At 68.4% G+C, this 20927-nt stretch carries 17 protein-coding genes and 2 tRNA genes; 2 read left to right on the top strand and 17 right to left on the bottom strand.

The genetic code is table 11. The features are described from left to right. Positions 1-9 precede the first annotated feature (9 nt). From rsmD to nbrcactino_RS07995, 16 genes are all read right to left on the bottom strand, one after another. The gene (gene rsmD / locus nbrcactino_RS08070) at positions 10-582 is read right to left on the bottom strand and encodes a 16S rRNA (guanine(966)-N(2))-methyltransferase RsmD (protein ID WP_161926885.1); all 573 of its coding nucleotides are present in this window, start codon (positions 580-582) and stop codon (positions 10-12) included. Continuing rightward, positions 582-1712, bottom strand: a complete 1131-nt coding sequence (proB, locus tag nbrcactino_RS08065; RefSeq protein WP_371864507.1) for a glutamate 5-kinase — start codon at positions 1710-1712, stop codon at positions 582-584. The genes rsmD and proB overlap by 1 nt, the downstream gene beginning before the upstream one ends. Further along, positions 1709-3235 (bottom strand): GTPase ObgE, encoded by a 1527-nt coding sequence (gene obgE, locus nbrcactino_RS08060; protein WP_161926883.1) that lies wholly within the window; start codon positions 3233-3235, stop codon positions 1709-1711. Before obgE ends, proB begins: the two co-directional genes overlap by 4 nt. 110 nt (positions 3236-3345) lie before the next feature. Further along, positions 3346-3609, bottom strand: coding sequence for a 50S ribosomal protein L27 (gene rpmA, locus nbrcactino_RS08055; RefSeq protein WP_161926882.1), 264 nt, complete (start codon positions 3607-3609; stop codon positions 3346-3348). A gap of 12 nt (positions 3610-3621) precedes the next feature. Then, a complete protein-coding gene (rplU, locus tag nbrcactino_RS08050; RefSeq protein WP_161926881.1) occupies positions 3622-3933 on the bottom strand; it encodes a 50S ribosomal protein L21 in 312 nt (103 codons plus the stop codon). Between the two features lie 152 nt (positions 3934-4085). Next, positions 4086-7106 carry a translation initiation factor IF-2 N-terminal domain-containing protein gene (locus nbrcactino_RS08045; RefSeq protein ID WP_161926880.1) on the bottom strand — a complete coding sequence of 1007 codons (3021 nt, stop codon included), beginning with the start codon at positions 7104-7106 and terminating at the stop codon, positions 4086-4088. 409 nt (positions 7107-7515) lie between these two features. Next, positions 7516-7926 (bottom strand): nucleoside-diphosphate kinase, encoded by a 411-nt coding sequence (gene ndk, locus nbrcactino_RS08040; protein ID WP_161926879.1) that lies wholly within the window; start codon positions 7924-7926, stop codon positions 7516-7518. Between the two features lie 427 nt (positions 7927-8353). Beyond that, a complete protein-coding gene (locus nbrcactino_RS08035; RefSeq protein WP_161926878.1) occupies positions 8354-8758 on the bottom strand; it encodes a DUF4233 domain-containing protein in 405 nt (134 codons plus the stop codon). After that, positions 8755-10167 carry a bifunctional tetrahydrofolate synthase/dihydrofolate synthase gene (folC, locus tag nbrcactino_RS08030; protein WP_161926877.1) on the bottom strand — a complete coding sequence of 471 codons (1413 nt, stop codon included), beginning with the start codon at positions 10165-10167 and terminating at the stop codon, positions 8755-8757. The genes nbrcactino_RS08035 and folC overlap by 4 nt, the downstream gene beginning before the upstream one ends. Continuing rightward, entirely contained in the window at positions 10164-12821 is a 2658-nt protein-coding gene (locus nbrcactino_RS08025) for a valine--tRNA ligase (protein WP_161926876.1), read from the bottom strand. Before nbrcactino_RS08025 ends, folC begins: the two co-directional genes overlap by 4 nt. A 138-nt stretch (positions 12822-12959) precedes the next feature. Continuing rightward, complete coding sequence (gene clpX / locus nbrcactino_RS08020; RefSeq protein ID WP_161926875.1) at positions 12960-14240, bottom strand: ATP-dependent Clp protease ATP-binding subunit ClpX; 1281 nt, start codon at positions 14238-14240, stop codon at positions 12960-12962. A 151-nt stretch (positions 14241-14391) separates the two neighbouring features. Then, the gene (locus nbrcactino_RS08015) at positions 14392-15060 is read right to left on the bottom strand and encodes an ATP-dependent Clp protease proteolytic subunit (RefSeq protein ID WP_161926874.1); all 669 of its coding nucleotides are present in this window, start codon (positions 15058-15060) and stop codon (positions 14392-14394) included. A 43-nt stretch (positions 15061-15103) separates the two neighbouring features. Next, the gene (locus tag nbrcactino_RS08010) at positions 15104-15697 is read right to left on the bottom strand and encodes an ATP-dependent Clp protease proteolytic subunit (protein WP_161926873.1); all 594 of its coding nucleotides are present in this window, start codon (positions 15695-15697) and stop codon (positions 15104-15106) included. Positions 15698-15911: 214 nt separating this feature from the next. Beyond that, the gene (tig, locus tag nbrcactino_RS08005; protein WP_161926872.1) at positions 15912-17264 is read right to left on the bottom strand and encodes a trigger factor; all 1353 of its coding nucleotides are present in this window, start codon (positions 17262-17264) and stop codon (positions 15912-15914) included. Positions 17265-17300: 36 nt separating this feature from the next. Then, positions 17301-17374: transfer RNA gene (locus nbrcactino_RS08000), tRNA-Pro, on the bottom strand. A gap of 39 nt (positions 17375-17413) precedes the next feature. Continuing rightward, positions 17414-17484, bottom strand: a tRNA-Gly gene (locus tag nbrcactino_RS07995). Positions 17485-17809: 325 nt separating this feature from the next. Between nbrcactino_RS07995 and nbrcactino_RS07990 the strand changes: the two genes are divergently transcribed. Both nbrcactino_RS07990 and nbrcactino_RS07985 read left to right on the top strand, forming a co-directional pair. Beyond that, a complete protein-coding gene (locus nbrcactino_RS07990) occupies positions 17810-18484 on the top strand; it encodes a L,D-transpeptidase (protein ID WP_161926871.1) in 675 nt (224 codons plus the stop codon). 113 nt (positions 18485-18597) lie between these two features. Further along, on the top strand, positions 18598-19653 hold the full coding sequence (locus tag nbrcactino_RS07985) for a serine/threonine-protein kinase (RefSeq protein WP_161926870.1): 1056 nt from the start codon (positions 18598-18600) through the stop codon (positions 19651-19653). Here nbrcactino_RS07985 and nbrcactino_RS07980 read toward each other — a convergent pair. Further along, positions 19628-20901 (bottom strand): IS3 family transposase gene (locus nbrcactino_RS07980; RefSeq protein ID WP_161926869.1). Its coding sequence is split into 2 segments (ribosomal slippage): positions 19628-20628 and positions 20628-20901, totalling 1275 coding nucleotides; the frame shifts between segments, so codons are not numbered across the junction. The two genes, nbrcactino_RS07985 and nbrcactino_RS07980, sit on opposite strands and share 26 nt — an antisense overlap. Between the last annotated feature and the right edge of the window lie 26 nt (positions 20902-20927).

The following is a 20927-nucleotide window of genomic DNA, read 5'->3' as shown; positions in this document are numbered from 1 at the left end:
ACGCCGATCTTAGGAGGTGGCCGCATCCGAATCGCTGCACGACTGAGCCCATTCCACCCTTGTGTCGCCGTACCTCTTGGCCAACACCGGCGACAGCGTCGACGGCCACACGGTGGGCGCTGCGCGCTTGGCGCGCTCGAGCACCAGATAGCCGTCGCCCAGGTGCTCTCCCACCAAGGCCAACACCTGCGCCAACTCGTCGTCGGCCAGGTCGTAGGGCGGATCGCAGAAGACCAGGTCGTAGCGCTGCTCCCCCGCAGCGCGCAGAAAGTCCGTCGCCGTCGCGGCGACGACGCGGACGCGTTGCTCCGCACCACATGCTGCGACGTTGCGTTTGAGTCCATCCACCGCACGGCGATCCGCGTCGACGAGCACCGCGCTCGCCGCGCCGCGGGACACCGCCTCCAGGCCCAGGGCGCCGGTGCCGGCGAACAGGTCCACGACGGTCATGTCGGTAAGGTCGACACGGGACTCCAGCGCGGCGAACAGCGCCTCACGAACCCGGTCGGAGGTGGGCCGGGTCGCGTCCGAGGCCACCACCAGCCGGCGGCCGCCCCACTCCCCGGCAATGATCCGAGGCATCAGATCAGGGCCAGGTCGTCGGCGTGCACCACCGCGCCGTGCATCTGCGACGGGAGATCCGAACTCGAACGGCCCATCATCGCGGTCACCTCATCGGTACCGAAACCGACGACACCACGCGCGCACAGCTGGCCGGATTGGTCGACCAGCTCGACGACGTCGCCGGCGGAGAACACACCGGTCACCCCGACGATCCCCGCCGCCAGCAGCGAGCGGCGGCGCTGTACCGCCGCCACCGCCCCGTCGTCGAGGACGAGTCGGCCGTGGGTCTCGGCGGCGTGGCGCAGCCAGAAGCGCCGCGCGGACATCCGCTCCCCGCTCGCGGCGAACACGGTGCCCACCGACGCGTCGCGCAGAGCGGTGGCGGCATCGTCGGCGGCGGCCAGCAATACCGGGATCCCGCCGTCGGCGGCGAGCCGGGCCGCGGCGAGCTTCGAGGCCATGCCGCCGGTGCCCAGGGAACCGCCCGTTCCGGCGATCACCCCGTCGAGGTCGGCCGGACCGGCCACCTCCTCGATGAACCGGACCGGTCGGTCGGCGGTGGCCTTGCGCGGATCGCCGTCGTAGAGCCCGTCGATATCCGACAGCAGCACGAGGGCCTCGGCGCCGGCCAGGTGCGCCACGAGCGCGGCGAGTCGGTCGTTGTCGCCGAAGCGGATCTCGTTGGTCGCCACCGCGTCGTTCTCGTTCACCACCGCGACCGCGCGCAGCGATCGCAACCGGTCCAGCGTCCGCTGGGCGTTGGCGTGGTGGGAGCGGCGGGAAATGTCGTGGGCGGTCAGCAGCACTTGGCCGACGACCCGGTCGTACCGCGCGAACGAGGTGCCCCAGGCGTGCGCCAGCGCCAGCTGCCCGACACTGGCCGCGGCCTGTTTGGTCGCCAGGTCCGCAGGCCGTTTACGCAGGCCCAACGGCGCCAAGCCGGCGCCGATCGCGCCCGAGGACACGACGATCACGTCCGTGCCCGCGCGCATCCGGGACTCGAGGGCGTCGGCCAGCCGGTCCAGGCGGGCGGTGTCGAGCCCCTCGTCGAGGTCGGTCAGCGCGGCCGAACCGATCTTGACGACCACGCTCCGCGCACCGGCGATCGTTGCCCTCGTCCGCGACACCGACGACGCGGCCGAACTCACGACTGGTCCTCGGACCCGTCCCCGTCCTCGTCGGGAAGGGTCGGATCCCATTCGTCGTGGTGTTGGCGCCGCAGCTTGCGGGCCGCCTTGCGCTCCGCCGCGCCGATCCGATCGGGGCGGTCCAGGCGGATGTCGGTACCGCGACCGGATACCGGCAAGCTGTCGCTGGTCGGCGTCGACGGCTCCCAGTCGAAGGACACGTCGCCGACGGTGACCGGGGCGCCCGGCTCGGCGCCGAGTCGCTCCAGTTCCTCCTCGACGCCGAGGCGGTTGAGCCGATCGGCCAGGTAGCCCACGGCCTCGTCGTTGTCGAACTGGGTCTGGCGGATCCACCGCTCCGGCCGCTCGCCTCGGACGATGAAACCGCCCGGGACCTCGGGGTCGGGTTCGACGCTGAAGTCGGCGGCGTCGACGGCCTTGGGTCGGATGACGGCGCGGCGCGCCTCCTGCTTGGGGTTCGCCTCGCGGTAGTCGCGCACCTGCTTGGCCAACGCGAAGACCAGTTCGCGCAGCCCGTCGTGGCTCACCGCCGACACGCGGTAAATCGGCCAACCGAACTTCTCCAGGTCCGGTTCGACGATGTCGGCGAGTTCGGACGCCTCGGGGATGTCCACCTTGTTCAAGATGATGATCCGGGGCCGCTGCGCGAGGTCGCCGAGACCGTGGTCGTCGTCGAGCGCGGGTTGGTAGGCGGCCAGTTCCGCCTCCAGCGCCTCGATGTCGGAGACCGGGTCGCGACCGGGCTCCAGCGTCGCGCAATCCACGACGTGGGCCAGCACCGCACAGCGCTCGATGTGGCGCAGGAAGTCCAGCCCGAGGCCCCGGCCCGACGAGGCCCCCGGGATCAGTCCGGGCACGTCGGCGATGGTGAAGGTGTCGATGGCCGAGGCGCGCTCGCCCCCGCGGGCGGGCACGGTCTGCACCACGCCGAGGTTGGGCGCCAAGGTGGTGAACGGGTAGTCGGCGATCTTCGGCTTCGCCGCCGACAACACCGACACCAACGACGACTTGCCGGCCGACGGGAAGCCGACCAGTCCGACGTCGGCGACCGACTTCAGCTCCAGGACGAGTTCGCGCTCCTGCCCGGGCTCGCCGAGCAGGGCGAATCCGGGCGCCTTGCGGGCCTTCGACGCCAGTGCCGCGTTCCCCAGCCCGCCACGGCCGCCCTGTGCGGCGACGAAGGTGGTCCCGGCGCCGACGAGGTCGGCGAGGATCTCGCCATCCGGATCCAGGATGACGGTGCCGTCGGGGACGGCCAGCTCCAGATCGCCCCCGTTGGCGCCGTTGCGGTTGTCGCCCATCCCGGGGGTGCCGTTGCCGGCGCTCGCATGCGGGCGGAAGTGGAAGTCGAGCAGCGTGTGGACCTGGGGATCGACGACGAGCCGCACGTCGCCGCCACGGCCCCCGTTACCGCCGTCGGGGCCGCCGAGCGGCTTGAACTTCTCGCGGTGCACCGACGAGCACCCGTGGCCGCCGTTGCCGGCGGTCACGTGGATCGTCACCCGGTCGACGAAGCGCGACATCGGTGCCTCCTAGCCAGTCGTGGGAATCGCGGTGTGGGTGAAATGCACACAGGGCGGGCAAAGGGATCGGTGATCCCCGCCCGCCCTGTGTGAGAGCTTATGCGCCCGGATCAGACCGAAGCGGTATCCGGGACGATGTTGACGGTCTTGCGTCCGCGCTTGGTGCCGAACTCGACCGCGCCCGCCGCGAGGGCGAACAGGGTGTCGTCGCCGCCACGGCCGACGTTCACGCCCGGGTGGAAGTGGGTGCCGCGCTGGCGGACCAGGATCTCACCGGCGTTGACCTTCTGGCCGCCGAAACGCTTCACGCCGAGGCGCTGGGCGTTGGAATCGCGACCGTTGCGAGAGCTCGATGCGCCCTTCTTGTGTGCCATGTCGTGGTACTCCTACTTGATTCCGGTGACCTTGAGAACCGTCAGCTGCTGACGGTGGCCCTGCCGCTTGTGGTAGCCGGTCTTGTTCTTGAACTTGTGAATCCGGATCTTCGGGCCCTTGACGTGCTCGACGACCTCGGCGTTGACCGAAACCTTGGCCAGCTTGTCGGCCTCGGTGGTCAGGTTGGCACCGTCGACGACCAGCGCGACGGGGAGCTGCACGGTGCTGCCGGGCTCGCCTTCGAGCTTCTCGACCTTCACCACGTCGCCTTCAGCGACCTTGTACTGCTTACCGCCGGTCTTGACGATCGCGTACGTAGCCATCGGGTAATCCCTCAATCTTCGTTGTCACAGTTAAAACGTTGTCACAGATAAAACGCCTGCCCGCGTTTCGCTGCAGGTAGGCGACTTTCCAAGGTTACGGGAGTAGCTTGGTTCGGGTCAAACCGACAGGCCACGCCCAGGGGTGAGCCGTCTCACCCCTCGTGCTGCGGTGCCCCCGACGGCCGGCTGGCAGCGCGTCGGCGGGGCCGGCGCACGACCGCGACCACCTCGTCGACCGGGGCGGCCGACGCGGGGCCGGCCGTGGTCGTCGTCGTGGTCGCCGGGGAATCCTCATGCTCGTCGGCGCCGATCACGATCGTGGTCCCCGACCCCGTCGACACCGGCGCGCGCCGCACCCGGCGGTGCCGGGTCTTGGCCACGGGCCCAGTGCTCGTGGGCTCGTCGACCTTCGGCTCGGCGGCCGTGGGCTCAGCGTTCTTGGGCTCGGGGGCCTTAGACACTGCCGCCTGAGGCTCCGTCGACTCCTCGACGACCTCGACCTCGACCTCGGCCTCGACGATCTCGACGTCGGGAGTCTCGACGGCGGGCGCCTCGGCTTCCTCGGCTTCGACCGCCACGGTCTCGACGATCTCGACGTCGTCACCCTCGTCGTGCTCGTGGATGTGGGCGTGCATGGCCCGGAAGAGCGGGTGCTCGGCCGGGTTGTGCGCGGGCGCCTTGGCCTCGGCGGCGGGTGCCGGCTCCGACTTGCCCTTGCGGCGGCGCGAGCGGCGCGAACTCTCGCCGCGGGGGCTCTCCTCGGTCGGGCGGACCTCAACCGGGTCGGCGTGGACGATGAGGCCACGGCCACCGCAATGGGTACACGTCGTCGAGAACGCCTCGAGCAGCCCGGTGCCGAGCCGCTTGCGGGTCATCTGCACCAGCCCCAGCGACGTCACCTCGGACACCTGGTGGCGGGTCCGGTCACGGGCCAACGACTCGGTGAGCCGGCGCAAGACCAGGTCCCGGTTGGATTCGAGGACCATGTCGATGAAGTCGACGACGATCATGCCGCCCAGGTCGCGCAGCCGCATCTGGCGCACGATCTCCTCGGCCGCCTCCAGGTTGTTGCGCGTCACCGTCTCCTCGAGGTTGCCCCCGGAGCCGGTGAACTTGCCCGTGTTGACGTCGATGACGGTCATCGCCTCGGTGTGCTCGATGATGAGCGTGCCGCCCGAGGGCAACCAGACCTTGCGGTCGAGTGCCTTGGCCAGCTGCTCGTCGATGCGGTGCACGACGAAGGAGTCCGGTGCGTCCGGCCCGGTCTTCTCAAACTTCTCGACCCGGTCCATCAGGTCCGGGGCGACACCGCCGACGTAACCCTCGACGAGGTTCCATGCCCCGCCGCCTTCGACGACGAGCTTGTTGAAGTCCTCGTTGAACAGGTCGCGGACCACCCGGACCAGCAGGTCGGGCTCCTCGTACAGCGCGCGCGGCGCCACCGACTTGCCGTTCTTGCCGGTCGCCTCGTCGGACTGGGCCTCGATCTTCTTCCACTGGGCTTCGAGGCGCTTGATGTCGGCCTCGAGATCGTCGGCGCTGATCCCCTCCGAGGCGGTGCGGATGATGACACCGGCGCCCTCCGGGACGATCTTGGCCAGGATCGACTTGAGGCGCTTGCGCTCGACGTCGGGCAGCTTGCGGCTGATCCCCGTCGACGATCCGCCCGGCACGTACACCAGGTAGCGCCCGGCGAGCGAGATCTGGGTGGTCAGTCGGGCGCCCTTGTGGCCGACCGGGTCTTTGGAGACCTGGACCAGGACGTTGTCGCCGGGCTTGAGGGCCTGCTCGATCTTGCGCGAACCGCCGTCGAGGCCGGCGGCCTCCCAGTTGACCTCGCCGGCGTACAGCACGCCGTTGCGGCCGCGGCCGATGTCGACGAATGCGGCCTCCATCCCGGGGAGCACGTTCTGGACGCGCCCCAGGTAGATGTTGCCGACCATCGACGTCGACGTGGCGGTGGTGACGAAGTGCTCGACCAGGATGCCGTCTTCGAGCACGGCGACCTGCGTGTAATCCTCGTGCGCCCCGTTGTCGCGCTCGGCGGCGGTGTGCACCTTCTCGCGCACCACCATCACGCGCTCCACCGACTCGCGGCGGGCCAGGAACTCCGACTCGCTCAGGATCGGCGGGCGGCGGCGGCCGGCGTCACGGCCGTCGCGGCGGCGCTGCCGCTTCGCCTCGAGCCGGGTGGACCCGGAAATGCCCTGTACCTCGTCGCGGGCCCGCTTGCTGCGGGGCTCCCGCTCGTGGATGACGGTGTTCGGCGGATCGTCGGAGGAGGACGCCTCGTCCGAACCCTCACCGGTGCCCTTGCGACGGCGGCGGCGACGACGGCGGCGCGTCGACGACCCTTCGCCGTCCTCGGCGGAATCGTCGTCACCGGCGGAGTCGTCGGCAGCGTCGTTGTCGTCGTTGTCGGCGGCGTCCTTGGCGGCGGCGGCGTCTTTATCGGCACCGCGGCGCTTCTGCCGGGCATCCTTGTCACCGCCGGACTCACCGGACTCGTCGGAGGAGGACTGCTGATCGTCGTCGGCCGACTTCTCGTCGGTTCCCTCGACGTTCGCGTCGGCGGACTCGCCGCGGCCACGGCCACGGCCACGGCGGCCACGGCGCCGGCGGCGGGCCCGGTTGGGCTGCTCGCCGGAATCATCGTCGGAATCGGTGCCCTCGCCCTGCGAGTCGGCCTCGTCGGCGACGACCGTCGAATCGTCATCGCCGGTGCCGCGGTCCGCATCCTTGGCGGGTTCGTCGACGACGGGCGCCGGCTCGGGTGCCTGCGGGGGCAGGAACAGCGGGTTGGTGGCGGCCGGGGCCTGGGCCTGAATCGGCGCGTGGGTGATCGCGGCAGCCGCTGAGAACAGGGTGTCGGCGGGTTCGGCGGCGGCGGTCTCCTCAACCGGGCTCGCCTCAACCGGGGTCGACTCGCCCTGGGTCGGCTCCGCCTCGGCGGCGGGCAGGCCGCCCACGCGCTGCACGACCTGTTCGGCCAGGGCCCGGTCGATGGTGGCAGAAGCGCTGCGCACCGCGGACCCGAGGGCCTCGAGGTGGGTGAGCACGTCGCGGCTGGTGGCTCCCAACAGCCGGGCCAGTGCGTGCACGCGCATCTTGTCGGGAAGTTCTGTTGCCTGGACCGGCGCGTTTGCGTCGGTCGGCGACCCGTTTTCGGTCACGTATTCTCCTAGCACCCCCGGGCGCGTCGAACATCAACGCGGCCACTCGGGGGCTCATCGGTATGCGGTTGTGGGTCGCGCCGGGTGTCCGGCGTCGACCGCTTGGCTGGTCTTTCGGCGTGTCTTGGCGTCGATCCGGGGTTCCAGCTCGACGGGCAAATGCGCGCCTCGTGGTGATGCTGTCACGGACCTCGACGCCGCGGTGCTGCTTCGACGACATGTCGTCGAAAGCGGTAACACCGTGGGGAGGGCCTGCGCGCGAACTCAGCCAGGTTCTCTTGCTGGTCGCGAGCGGTGAACCGCCACCGTGTGTTGCGGACCGACACGGTGTGGCGGCCGCAACACCCGCCAGTATCCCATACCGGTGAGCGATACGGAGAATCCCGCGCCGATGATGCGGGTCCGGCGGTTACAGGCCCGGGAACCAGAGCGCGATCTCGCGGGCGGCCGACTCGGGCGAATCGGATCCGTGCACGAGGTTGTTCTGCGTCTCCAGGGCGAAGTCGCCGCGGATGGTGCCCGGCGTCGCCTTCTCGACCGGGTCGGTGCCGCCGGCGATCTGACGCCACGCGGCGATGGCGCGGGGTCCCTCGACGACGGCCGCGATCAGCGGGCCGGAGGTGATGAAGTCGAGGAGGTCGCCGTAGAACGGCTTGCCGTCGTGCTCGGCGTAGTGGCCGGCAGCCACCTCGCGCGTGGCGGTGCGGAGGTCCAGCGCGACCAGCGAGAGGCCTTTGCTCTCGATGCGGCGGATCACTTCGCCGACGAGGCCGCGGGCCACGCCGTCGGGCTTGATGAGGACGAGGGTGCGTTCAGTCACGCGGAAATACTAACGGCCGCGCCCATCCCCGCCGACTGGGCCCTCGATTCCGCCGACTGGGCCCTCGATTCCGCCGACTGGGCCCTCGATTCCGCCGACTGCGCCCTCGATTCCGCCGACTGGGCCCTCATCCTCACCTACTGGGCCTTGTTCTACTGAGACATCAAGGGCGGGTGGTGACAGCAGAGAAGAAGCTTAGGGCCGACGCTGTCGGTCTCCTGCAAGGCCACTCGACGTCAGTGCCAGATTTGTGGGTGCCGCTGTTGAATCACCCCAGGTTTGATGCCGCCCCGTATAGGAGCGGCAGAAAACCTGGGGTGATTCACATAGGAGAAACAGATCGAGGGCCCACTCGACAAGATCCAGGGCCCACTCGACGGGGATGAGGGCCCACTCGACAAGATCGAGGGCCCACTCGACGGAGGGGTCAGTCCTCGATCGGTTCCTGCCCTGGCAGTTGCCCGTGGGCGATGCGCTGCTCGACGTCGCGCTTGATGTAGATGATGTAGGCCCAGACCAGCGCGAAGACCAAGCCGATCGCGGCGATCGACCAGTGGAACACGCCCCCGACGATGGTGAGCAACGTCAGCGCGCAGTTGAGCTGCAGCGCCCACGGACGGCTCTGCATCCCGCACGCGAGCACGAGGGCCAACACCAGCACGGTGAGGTAGGTGATGCTGAATGCGGTCAGCCCGCCGGCGATTTTTGCCACGACGGGGAAAGCCAACCCGACGACGATCGCCTGCAGGATCAGCACGCCCGACATCACGCCGCGGAAACCCTTCCACGGGTCGTTCGTCGGCGGGGTGTACCGCGTCGTCGGGGTGCTCATGCCGGTTCCTTTCCGAACAGGGATCGCGCCGCGCCCGCGGTGACCACCGAGCCGGTGATCAACACGCCGGCCCCCGACATCGGGGCACCGGGATCATCCTCGGCCAGGGCGATCGCCTGTTCCACCGCGTCGGGCAGGAACGGGGCGACCACAATGCGGTCCTCCCCGAAGATCGGCAGCGCGGCCTCTTCGAGCAGCGACGTCTCCAGCGCACGGGGCGACCCGTTGTTGGTCAGCACGATCGTCTCCAGGACCGGTTCGAGTTCGCTCAGCAATCCGCTCACGTCCTTGTCCCCCAGGACCGACACCACACCGATCAACCGCTGGAAGTCGAATTCAGACTCCAGCGCGGCGGCCAACGCGTGGGCGCCATGCGGGTTGTGCGCGGCATCGAGGTAAACCGTCGGCGCACTGCGCACCCGCTCCAGCCGACCGGGGTTGGTCACCGACGCGAAGCCCGCACGCACCAGGTCGACATCGAGTTGCCGATCGGGTCCGGCGCCGAAGAACGCCTCGACGGCGGCCAGGGCCAGCGAGGCGTTGGCCGCCTGGTGCGCGCCGTGCAACGGCAGGAAGATCTCGGGATAGACCCCGCCGAGCCCCTGCAGCTCCAACAGCTGGCCCCCGACGGCGGTGCGCGCGTCGAGCACGGCGAACTCGCTGTCCTGGCGGGCGACGACGGTGCCGGCCTCGACAGTGGCGCGGAGCAGGACGTCGGCGACCTCGGGCTCCTGGCGGGCCAGGATGGTCACCGGGTCGAGGGGCACGAGTTGATCGGGATCGGCGCCCTTGATGATCCCCGCCTTCTCCCCCGCCACCGCGGTGAGCGTGTCGCCGAGGTAGTCGGCGTGGTCCATCGCGATCGGGGTGATGACCGCGACCTGCGAGGAGATCACGTTGGTCGCATCCCAGCGGCCGCCCATGCCGGTTTCGACGACGGCGACGTCGACGGGGGCCTCCGCGAAGACGGCATAGGCCATTGCGGTCAGCACCTCGAACTTGCTCATCCGAGGTCCGCCGGCCGAGGTCGACGAGTCGTCGACCATCGTGATGAACGGCTCCAGCTCGCGGTAGGCGTCCACATACGCGCGGGGGCTGATCGGCGCGTTGTCGACCGAGATCCGCTCAGTGGCCAGTTGCAGGTGCGGGCTGGTGATGCGCCCGGTACGACGGTGCATGGCGGTGAGCAGCGCGTCGATCATGCGCGTCACCGAGGTCTTCCCGTTGGTCCCGGCGATGTGGATGCTCGGGTAGGAGTTCTGCGGCGAGCCCAGCAGGTCGAGCAGGGCGCTGATGCGGGTCAGCGACGGCTCGATCTTGGTCTCGGGCCAGCGCGTGTCCAGCTCGGCCTCAACCTCGGCGAGCTCGGCGAGGTCGGCCGGATCGGGAACCGAACCGGGGGTGCTCACGCGCCGCCCAACGCCGCCAGCTTGGCGCCCAGGCGGGCGATCTCCTCGCGGGCGAGCTCTTGGCGCCCGCGGATCTTCGCGACCACCTCGTCGGGCGCCTTCGCGAGGAACTGTTCGTTGCCGAGCTTGGCCGTCGTCGTCGCCATCTCCTTCTCGGCGACGGCGAGATCCTTGGCGACACGGCGCTTTTCGGCCTCGACGTCGACCGCGCCGGAGGTGTCCAGGTCGACCTGCACGGTGGCACCGCTGAGCCGGACCTCGATGGAGGCGGTGGCGGTGAATCCGTCGTCGGCCGGGTCGAGCCGGGCCAGGGCGTCGAGGTAGTGGCGCGACCCGGCCAGTCCGGCCTCGTCTAGCCCACTCAACACCGCGGCGACCCGCTGGCCCGGGCGCAGGCCCTGGTCGCTGCGGAACCGCCGCACCTCGGTGATGAGCCGCTGCAGGTCGTCGATCTCGGTGGCCGCCGCGGAATCTGCGGCCGGCCCGGTCGGCGCGGGCCACGGCGCGATGACGACCGACTCGCCACCGGTCAGCGCCTTCCACAGTGTCTCGGTGACGAACGGCATCACCGGCGACAGCGCGCGCAGCAGCGGATCGAGGACCGCACCGAGGACACGCGCCGTCGACGCCTTGAGCGCCTCGTCGGCCAACTGCACCTTCGCCAGCTCCAGGTACCAGTCGCAGACCTCGTCCCATGCGAAGTGGTAGAGCGCCTCGCACGCCTTGGAGAACTCGTAGGACTCGAAACCCTCGTCGACGAGGGTGAGCACCTCGTCGAGCCGGTCGAGGATCCATCGGTCGGCGACCGTGAGGGACTCACGCGGCGGGAGTTCGCCCGCGCAGGTCGCCTCGTTCATGAGCGCGAACTTGGTGGCGTTGAAGAGCTTGGTCGCGAAGTTGCGGGAGCTCTGCGCGTGGTCCTCGCCGACCGAGATGTCGCTGCCCGGGTTCGCCCCGCGGGCCAGGGTGAAGCGCAGCGCATCGGCCCCAAAACTGTCCACCCAGTCGAGCGGGTCGATGCCGTTGCCGCGCGACTTGCTCATCTTGCGACCGTGCTCATCGCGCACGAGCCCGTGCAGGAACAGGTCGGTGAACGGCACGGCCGCGTCGCGCTGGGCCAGCCCCGCGGTGTCCTTGGCGCCGACGTAGGTGCCGAACATCATCATCCGGGCGACCCAGAAGAACAGGATGTCGTAACCGGTGACCAGCACCGACGTGGGATAGAACTTGCCCAGGTCCGCGGTGTCGTCGGGCCAGCCCAGGGTGGAGAAGGGCCACAGTCCCGACGAGAACCAGGTGTCGAGGACGTCGGTCTCCTGGGTGTACCCGGCCGGCGGCTCCTCCCCCGGCGCCGGGCAGACGACCTCGCCGTCGGGCCCGTACCAGATCGGGATGCGGTGACCCCACCAGAGCTGGCGCGAGATGCACCAGTCGTGCATGTCGTCGACCCAGGCGAACCAGCGCGACTCCATCTGCTGCGGGTGGATGGTCGTCTCGCCGTTGCGGACCGCATCGCCGGCGCGGCGGGCCAGCGTGTCCACCGCCACCCACCACTGCATCGACAGCCGCGGCTCGATCGGCTCGCCGGTGCGCTCGGAGTGGCCGACGCTGTGCAGGTACGGACGGACTTCCTTGACGATGCGACCCTGTTCGCGCAGCGCCTCGCAGATGGCGCTGCGCGCCTCGAAGCGGTCCAGCCCGTCGAAGCGGGTCCCGGTGTCGACGACGCGGGCCTGCTCGTCGAGGATCGTCGGCATCGGCAGGTCGTGACGCTGGCCGATGGCGAAGTCGTTGGGGTCGTGGGCCGGGGTGATCTTCACCGCGCCCGAACCGAACTCCGGGTCGACGTAGTCGTCGGCGATCACCGGGATACGACGATCGAGGAAGGGGTGCTCGAGTTCGGTGCCCACGAGCGCGGTGTAGCGCTCGTCGTCGGGGTGCACGGCGATCGCGGTGTCGCCGAGCATCGTCTCCAGCCGGGTCGTCGCCACGACGATGTGCGGCTCGTCGTCGGAGAGCGATCCGTAGCGGAACGAGACGAGCTCGCCCTCGACGTCGGAGTACTTCACCTCGATGTCGCTGACCGCGGTCTGCAGCGCCGGCGACCAGTTCACCAGGCGTTCGGCCTGGTAGATCAGCCCGTCGTCGAAGAGCTGTTTGAAGATGGTGTGGACGGCGCGGGACAGCCCCTCGTCCATGGTGAACCGCTCGCGCGACCAGTCGACGCTGTCACCGAGGCGGCGCATCTGGCCGCCGATGGTGCCGGAGATGGCCGCCTTCTCCTGCCACACGCGCTCGATGAAGGCGTCGCGGCCGAGGTCGTCGCGGGTCTTGCCCTCGTCGGCGAGCTTGCGCTCGACCATCGTCTGCATCGCGATCGCGGCGTGGTCCATGCCGGGTAGCCACAGCACCTCGTACCCCTGCATACGACGACGACGACTGAGCGCATCCATGAGGACGTGCTCGTAGGCGTGCCCCATGTGCAGCGACCCGTTCACGTTGGGCGGCGGGATCACGATGGAGAACGGCGGCTTGTCGCTCGACGCGTCGGCGGTGAAGTAGCCGGCGTCTACCCACCCCTGGTACAGGCCTTCCTCGTGGTCGGCGGGAATCCAGGCAGCGGGCAGCGCGCTCGTCGCGTCAGGGGTAGTCACGATGTCAATTCTAGGGATGACCGGGCACCTGCCGCCCGAGGGGGCTGGTCTGTCCCGCAAATCCCGCACGAATTGGCATATCCCGCGGGAATTACTGCGGGATATGCCAATTCGTGCGGGAGGAGCGAGGGTTCGAGGCTAGGCGCTCTTGTCGCGCGGCTCGGCGCGGTGCTTCTTGCGCGGCACGATCGTCGGCAGGACGTTGTCACGCACGGTCTCACCGGTGACGACGACCTTCTCGACGTCGTCGCGGCTCGGGATGTCGTACATCACCGGGAGGAGGACCTCCTCCATGATCGCGCGCAGGCCGCGGGCACCGGTTCCCCGGTGGATGGCCTGGTCGGCGATCGCCCCGAGCGCATCATCGGCGAACTCGAGCTCGACGTTGTCCATCTCGAACAGCTTGGTGTACTGCTTGACCAGCGCGTTCTTCGGCTCGCTGAGGATGCTCACCAGCGAGTCCTTGTCCAGGTTCGTCACCGACGCGACGATCGGCAGACGGCCGATGAACTCCGGGATCAACCCGAACTTGATCAGGTCCTCCGGCATCACCTCGGCGAAGTGGTCGGTGGTGTCGACCTCTTCCTTCGAGGCGACCTCGGTACCGAACCCGATGCCGCGCTTGCCGACGCGGTCGGACACGATCTTCTCCAGCCCCGCGAAGGCGCCGGCGACGATGAACAGCACGTTCGTCGTGTCGATCTGGATGAACTCCTGGTGCGGGTGCTTGCGCCCGCCCTGCGGCGGGACCGACGCCTGGGTGCCCTCGAGGATCTTCAGCAGTGCCTGCTGAACGCCCTCGCCGGACACGTCACGGGTGATCGACGGGTTCTCGCTCTTGCGGGCGATCTTGTCGACCTCGTCGATGTAGATGATGCCGGTCTCGGCACGCTTGACGTCGTAGTCGGCGGCCTGGATCAGCTTCAGCAGGATGTTCTCGACGTCCTCGCCGACATAACCGGCCTCGGTGAGGGCGGTGGCGTCGGCGATGGCGAACGGCACGTTGAGCATCTTGGCCAGCGTCTGGGCGAGGTAGGTCTTACCGCAACCGGTCGGGCCGAGCATCAGGATGTTCGACTTCGCCAGCTCGACGGTCTCGCCACTCTTGGCGTCCTTCTTCTCGCCGGCCTGGATCCGCTTGTAGTGGTTGTAGACCGCGACGGCCAGGGTGCGCTTGGCGTTGTCCTGGCCGATCACGTAGTTGTCCAAGAAGTCGCGGATCTCGACCGGCTTGGGCAGCTCGTCGAGTTTGACGTCGCTGTTCTCGGCGAGCTCTTCCTCGATGATCTCGTTGCACAGGTCGATGCACTCGTCGCAGATGTACACACCGGGTCCCGCGATGAGCTTCTTGACCTGCTTCTGGCTCTTCCCGCAGAACGAGCACTTCAGCAGGTCGCCACCGTCTCCGATTCGCGCCATCGATCGTTACCTACTTCCCTGCTGGTCCGGTGCGGCTGGACGCGCACCTGCGGACGGCCGTCATGGATTGGTCACCGCCGGTACACCGACGGTACCCGCGTCCGACGTGAACTTCGAGCTACTTGGGGCGAATGTCGCCACTTGATCAGAGCTATTTGTTCAGCGACTTCTTGCGGTAGCCGAACACCTCGTCGATGATCCCGTACTCCTTGGCCTGTTCGGCCGTCAGGATGTTGTCGCGGTCGGTGTCGACGCGGATCTTCTCCGGCGTCTGGCCGGTGTGCCCGGCCAGGATCTCGTCGAGGCGTTTGCGGATGCGCTCGATCTCGGCGGCCTGGATCTCCAGGTCCGACACCTGGCCCTGGTAGGCACCACCGGTGCGCGGCTGGTGGATCAGGATGGTCGCGTTCGGCAGGGCCGCACGCTTACCCGGGGTTCCGCCGGCCAGCAGGATCGCCGCCGCCGACGCCGCCTCGCCGAGGCACACGGTCATGATGTCGCAGTGGACGTACTGCATCGTGTCGTAGATGGCGAGCATGTCGGGCACGCTGCCGCCCGGCGAGTTGATGTACATCGTGATGTCACGGTCGGGATCCTGGCTCTCCAGGACCAGCAGCTGCGCCATCACGTCGTTGGCGACCGTCTGGTCGATCGGCGTGCCGACGAAGACGATGCGCTCCTCGAACAGCTTGGCGTACGGGTCGTACTGGCGGTGCCCGGTGGGCGTCTGCTCGATGAAGCTGGGCAGGATGTAGCGCGCCTGCAGGTTGCGGTAGGCCTGCGCGGCCGTACCGGCGGTGGTGGTGGGTTCGTTGCTCATGAAGGCTCTTTCGGCGTCGAAGGGAATGGCGGAGCGGTCGCTGCTAGAGCGTGGTGACGACGTGGTCGACGAGGCCGTAGTCCTTGGCCTCTTCGGCCCGGAACCACTTGTCGCGGTCGGAGTCGGCCTCGATTTTCTCCAGCGGCTGACCGGTGTGCTGCGAGTTGAGGAGGTTCATCTCCTTCTTCGTGGCGGAGAACTGCTCGGCCTGGATGGCGATGTCCGCGGCCGTACCGCCGATGCCCGCCGACGGCTGGTGCATCATGATCCGCGCGTGCGGCAGCGCGTAGCGCTTGCCCTTGGTGCCGGCGGTCAACAGGAACTGACCCATCGACGCCGCCATGCCCATCGCGTAGGTGGAGATGTCACACGGCGAGAGCTGCATGGTGTCGAAGATCGCCATGCCCGCGGTGACCGAGCCGCCCGGCGAGTTGATGTAGAACTGGATGTCCTTGTCCGGGGCCTCGGCGGTGAGCAGCAGGATCTGCGCGCACAGCCGGTTGGCGATGTCATCGTCGACCTGGGTGCCGAGGAAGATGATGCGCTCGCGCAGCAGACGCTCGAAGACCGAGTCGTTCAAAGTCAGGCCGGCGACGCCCGACGACAACAGGGGCGTGTGGATCGACGAAGTGCTCAATGTTCCTACCTTTGGATTGATCTCGCGGTCACGTGGATTCGCTGAAGGTGTTTGCACCGACAGTAACCAATCCCCGACGCCAACCGTTCCTTCTAACACGCCGATTCGCTTACAGCTAAACGGCGAGTCGCCCGGACCGGGTGCTGCGGAGACGACTGTGCCGGGTCCGGAACCGCGTTTCGCGGGCCGGACCCGGCACAGGGTCGTGGTCGGACTACTCGTCGTCGGTGTCGCCCTCGGCGTCACCGACCGGGCCGAAGTACTCGGCGGTGTCGACGGTGGCGCCCTGGTCGTCGGTCACGGCGACACGGGAGATGATCGACGACAGCGCCTTGTTGCGGCGGGCGTCGGCGTAGAGCGCGCCGATCTGGCCGGCCTGCTGGAGCTGGTTGACGAACTCCTGCGGGGCCATCCCGTAGCGCTGCGAGGCGAAGATGATCTGCTGGGTCAGCTCTTCCTGGCTGACCTCGGTCTCTTCCTGATCGGCGATCGCGTCGAGGAGCAGCTGGGTGCGGACGCCGCGCTCGGCGTTCTCCCGCGCGTTGGTCTCGAACTCCTCGCGCGTGGTGCCCTGGGCCTCGAGGAGGCGCTCGAACATGGCCTCGTCATGGCCGATGCTGTGCAGGACCTCTTCGAGCTGGCCCTCGACCTCGGCGTCGACGATCGTCTCCGGCACCGGGAACTCGACCTTCTCCAGCAGGTCGTCGAGGACCTTGTCGCGGATCTGGTTGGCCTGCTCGATCTTCTTGGACTGCTCGACCCGGCCGCGGGCCGACTCGCGCAGTTCGTCGATGGTGTCGAACTCGCTGGCCAGCTGGGCGAACTCGTCGTCGAGCTCGGGCAGCTCGCGCTCCTTGACCGCGCCGACCTTGACCTTCACGGTGGCATCGGAGTCGGCGAACTCGCCGGCGACCAGCTTGGTGGTGAACTCGGCCTCTTCGCCGGCCTTGAGACCGGTGACGGCCTCGTCGAGCCCGTCGATGAGCTGGCCGGAACCGACCTCGTGGCTCAGCCCCTCGGTGGTGGCGTCGGGAACCGGCTTGCCGTCGACGGTGGCCTCGAGGTCGAGGGTGACGTGGTCGCCGGTCTGCGCTCCGCGCTCGACGGCCTTGAGGGTGCCGAAGCGCTCGCGCAGGCCTTCGAGCTGCTCGGCGACCGCGTCCTCGTCGGACTTCAGCGCATCCACGGTCACCGCCAGCGACGCGAAGTCGGGCAGGGAGATCTCCGGACGCACGTCGACCTCGGCGGTGAAGGTGACCGGCGCGCCGTCGACGAGCTCGCCGAGCTCGATGTCGGGCTGGCCGATGGCCTTGACGTCGGCCTCTTCGATGGCCTGGCCGTACTTGGCCGGCAGCGCATCGTTGACGACCTGGGCGAGCACCGCGTCGCGGCCGACACGGGCCTCGATCAGCTTGGCCGGTGCCTTACCGGGCCGGAACCCGGGGATGCGGACCTGCTGGGCCAGCGTCGCGTAGGCACGGTCGAACTCCGACGAGAGCTCGTCGAACGGGATCTCGACGCTCAGTTTGACCCGGGTCGGGGTCAGCTGCTCCACGCTGGTCTTCACAGACGTTCTCCTTGTTTAATGTGATGTCTCGAGTTGTCGGGATGACAGGATTTGAACCTGCGACCCTCCGCTCCCAAAGCGGATGCGCTACCAAGCTGCGCCACATCCCGTGGCCCTGGCGAATCCGTGCCCATCCGAATCCACGGCAGAGCGGGTGACGGGAATCGAACCCGCGTAGCTAGTTTGGAAGACTAGGGCTCTACCATTGAGCTACACCCGCGTGCAGGCAGCGCTCCGGGGTCGCCGGAATCGCCGCATGCGAAGAACGACTGTACACGGACGGTGCGGGTCGCTGAAATCGGGGCGCGGGCTGACGCGGCGGCCCTTCGGTGGGAAAAGTCACACCCGATGTATCCGCAGGCAGCCTGCGGATTTCGCCCCGAACCAACTCCGACATCTCGGTCAAGTGACCAAAGTTCATTGGCTCAAATGAAACGTTTGTGCAACGATTGACGATGAATCTCAAGGTCGGGCACCGTCCGGCCGGAGGGAAATCCCCAGGGTGATGACAAGACCCTGACGACCAAGTGAAGGATTTCAAGAGAATGCTTAGCACCACCAAGCATGCTCGGCGCAGCGCTGCGAAGGGCGTTCTGGCCGCTGTTGCCGGGACCATCGCCGTGGCCCTGGTGATGCCGGCGTCGGCCCACGCCGCACCCATCACGATCATTCCCGGCCTCCCGCCGGTCGAGATCCCCGGTGTGCCGGCCCCGCCGAAGCCGAAGCCGAAGCCCAAGCCGCAGGCCAAGCAGAACGGCCCCGCCGTTCCGGGTATGCCGGCCGTCGCCAGCCGTACCGGTTGGGTCGCGCTGGCCGATGACGCCACGCACACCATCCACTGGTGGCACAACGGCTCCTACAACCGGGCGATGCCGATCTCGATGGGCACCAACAAGCACCCCACGCCCAACGGCACGTACTACACCAAGGAGAAGCACCGCTCGATGTACATGGACTCGTCCACGTACGGCGTGCCGGTGAACTCCCCCGAGGGTTACCGCACCTTCGTCGAGTACGCGACGCGGATGGACTGGAACGGCATCTTCATCCACGCCGCACCGTGGTCGGTGGCCCAGCAGGGCAATAGCAACGCCAGCCATGGCTGCATCAACATCAGCATGGACAACGGCCGGTGGGTCTTCGACACCATCCCCCGTGGCACCCCGATCGTCGTCCGCGGCACCGTCGGCGGCGGCAACTGGCGCACCCCGCGCGACTAGTCTCTACTCAGTACCGGCCGGGCGCAGGTCACGGCCACCGGGTGGTACCTCGTATCCTGGTGAACCGGAGGCTGCCGATCGAGCAGCGGGGGTTGGACCGGAGGATGTTCATCGTGCTGTCACCGGGTGACGTCTTCGCGGGGTACAAGGTGCTCGGCGTGTTGGGCTCCGGCGGCATGGGCACCGTCTACCGCGTGTCCCACCCCCGCCTCGGCCGCGAAGAGGCCCTCAAGACGATCACCGCCGACCATGCCGTCGGCGACGGCGACGAGCGGTTCCGCCGCGAGGCCCGTGCGGCCGCCGCACTGCACCACCCGGGCATCGTGACCATCCACGAGTTCGACGTCACCGACGACGTGCCCTGGTACACCATGACCTATCTCGACGGCGAGGACCTCGCCAACGCCGCCGGGCGGGTCTCCGTGGCCGAGGCGGGCGAGATCATCACCCGCGTGGCGTCGGCGCTGGACTATGCGCACGGCCGCGGCGTGGTGCACCGCGATATCAAGCCCGCCAACGTCATCATCACCCGGCTTCCCGGCGGTCGGGTCGACGGCGTCGTCGTCGTCGACTTCGGGATCGCCCGAGACGTGACCGTCCCCAGTGACCTGACGCAACCGTTCAGCCCCGTCGGATCCCCGCCCTACATGGCACCGGAGGTCATCCGCGGCGAGGCGGCCGGCGCGGCCGCCGACCAGTACTCGCTCGCGGTGACCGCATTCCAGGCACTGACCGGGCACACCCCGTTCTCCGGTTCGACCGGCGAACTGCTGGCCGCCCACACCACCGCGGCCCCGCCGTCGATCACGCGCCACCGACCCGACCTGGCCGCTGCGGACCCGGTGCTGCGCCGCGCGCTGGCGAAAGACCCAGCACAGCGCTACGCCACGTGCGGCGACTTCGCGACGGCCCTGTCCGCGGCGCTGGCCGCTCCGTCGCGCGACACCCTTGTCCCCCCGGCCCCTGTCCCCCCGGCCTCGATAGTCCCCCCGGCCTCGACGCCCACACCGTCCGCCCTCGAATCAGAACCACCGACTCCCCCACGGAACCGCCGCCGCATGGCGATCGCCGCGGCCACCGTGGTCGTCGTCGCCCTCGCGGCGACGATCACCGGGGTGAATCACCCCAGGTTTTCTGCCGCTCCTATACGGGGTGCAGCTCTCGGTTGAGGGCGGCGTAGTAGGTCGACTCGAACTCGGCGGGCGGGACCATCCCGATGCTCGAGTGGAGCCTGTCATTGTTGTACCAGGCGACCCATGCCGACGTTGCGAACTCGACATCCGAGAGGGTCTTGTAGGGGCCGGCGTGGAAGACCGTTGTGTGGATGCACTCGGTCTTATATAGGCCGTTGACGGACTCGATGAGCGCGTTGTCGTAGGCGTCGCCGACAGAGCCGATGGAAGGCCAAATCTTCTGCAGTGCAAGGTCATCAGTTAACGCCGTCGATGTGTACTGGGTACCGGCATCCGAGTGGTGGATCAACCGGCCTGCTCGAACGGGGTGGCCTTGGTGGCGACGCCACCACAGCGCCATTCGCAGCGGAGTCGTGACCAGGTCGGCCTCCCTACCGGTTTGGGCGTGCCAGGACACGATGAGGCGGGAGTACACATCGACGATAAACGCGACGTACACCCATCCGGACCAGGTGCGAACATAGGTGAAGTCGGTGCACCACAGTTCGTTGGGTTCGGATGCAGTGAAGTCCCGGTCGACGAGGTCCTCTGCCCGCACGCCATCGGGGTCCGGGATCGTTGTCCGAATCTTTCTGCAACGCCGAATTCCGTTGTGTCCCAACAGCTTCATTGCCCGGTCAACCGAACCGGGGGTGACCTCGTGGCCAAGGCGTCGCAGGTGCGCAGTCAGCTTGGATCGACCGTAGAGGCCTTCGGGAGTCAGCTTTCGTCGACCGTGGTCGTCGGTGGTCCAGACGGTGTCGCGAACGGCGTCGACAGTGCGGGCGTCGCTGACAGTGCGTTTGGCCGGACCCGCGCTGCGCCAGGCCCGGTAGGTGCGTGCCGCGATCTTGCAGCCCTGCTCGGTGAGGACTCGGCAGATCGACTCGACGGCAAATCCTTCGTCGCGCAAGGAATCTACGAAACTCATGATCATCGGCTTCGGGGGTCGAGTTCCCCCGCGAAGAAAGTTGTCGCTGCTTTCAAGATGGCGACGTCCTCGCGCAGCCGCTTGTTCTCGGCCTTGAGGCGCTTGATCTCGGCGAGTTCTTCGGTGGTGGTACCGGCGCGGGCTCCGCTGTCGACCTGCCACTGCAGGATCCAGCGGCGGACGGTCTCCTTACCGAGGCCGAGCTGCTCGGCGAACGCCGTCGCCGCGGCGGTTGGGTTCGCGTACTCGGCGCCGCGCTCGCGCCACAGACGCTCGGCACGAGCCTGGATGGCCGGATCGATCTTCTTGGGCATGATTGTCATCCTTCCCGATGTGTGGG

Origin of the sequence: Gordonia crocea (genome assembly GCF_009932435.1) — a bacterium.
In the GTDB taxonomy this organism is placed as follows: domain Bacteria; phylum Actinomycetota; class Actinomycetes; order Mycobacteriales; family Mycobacteriaceae; genus Gordonia; species Gordonia crocea.
This window is presented reverse-complemented; position numbering and strand designations above follow the sequence as displayed.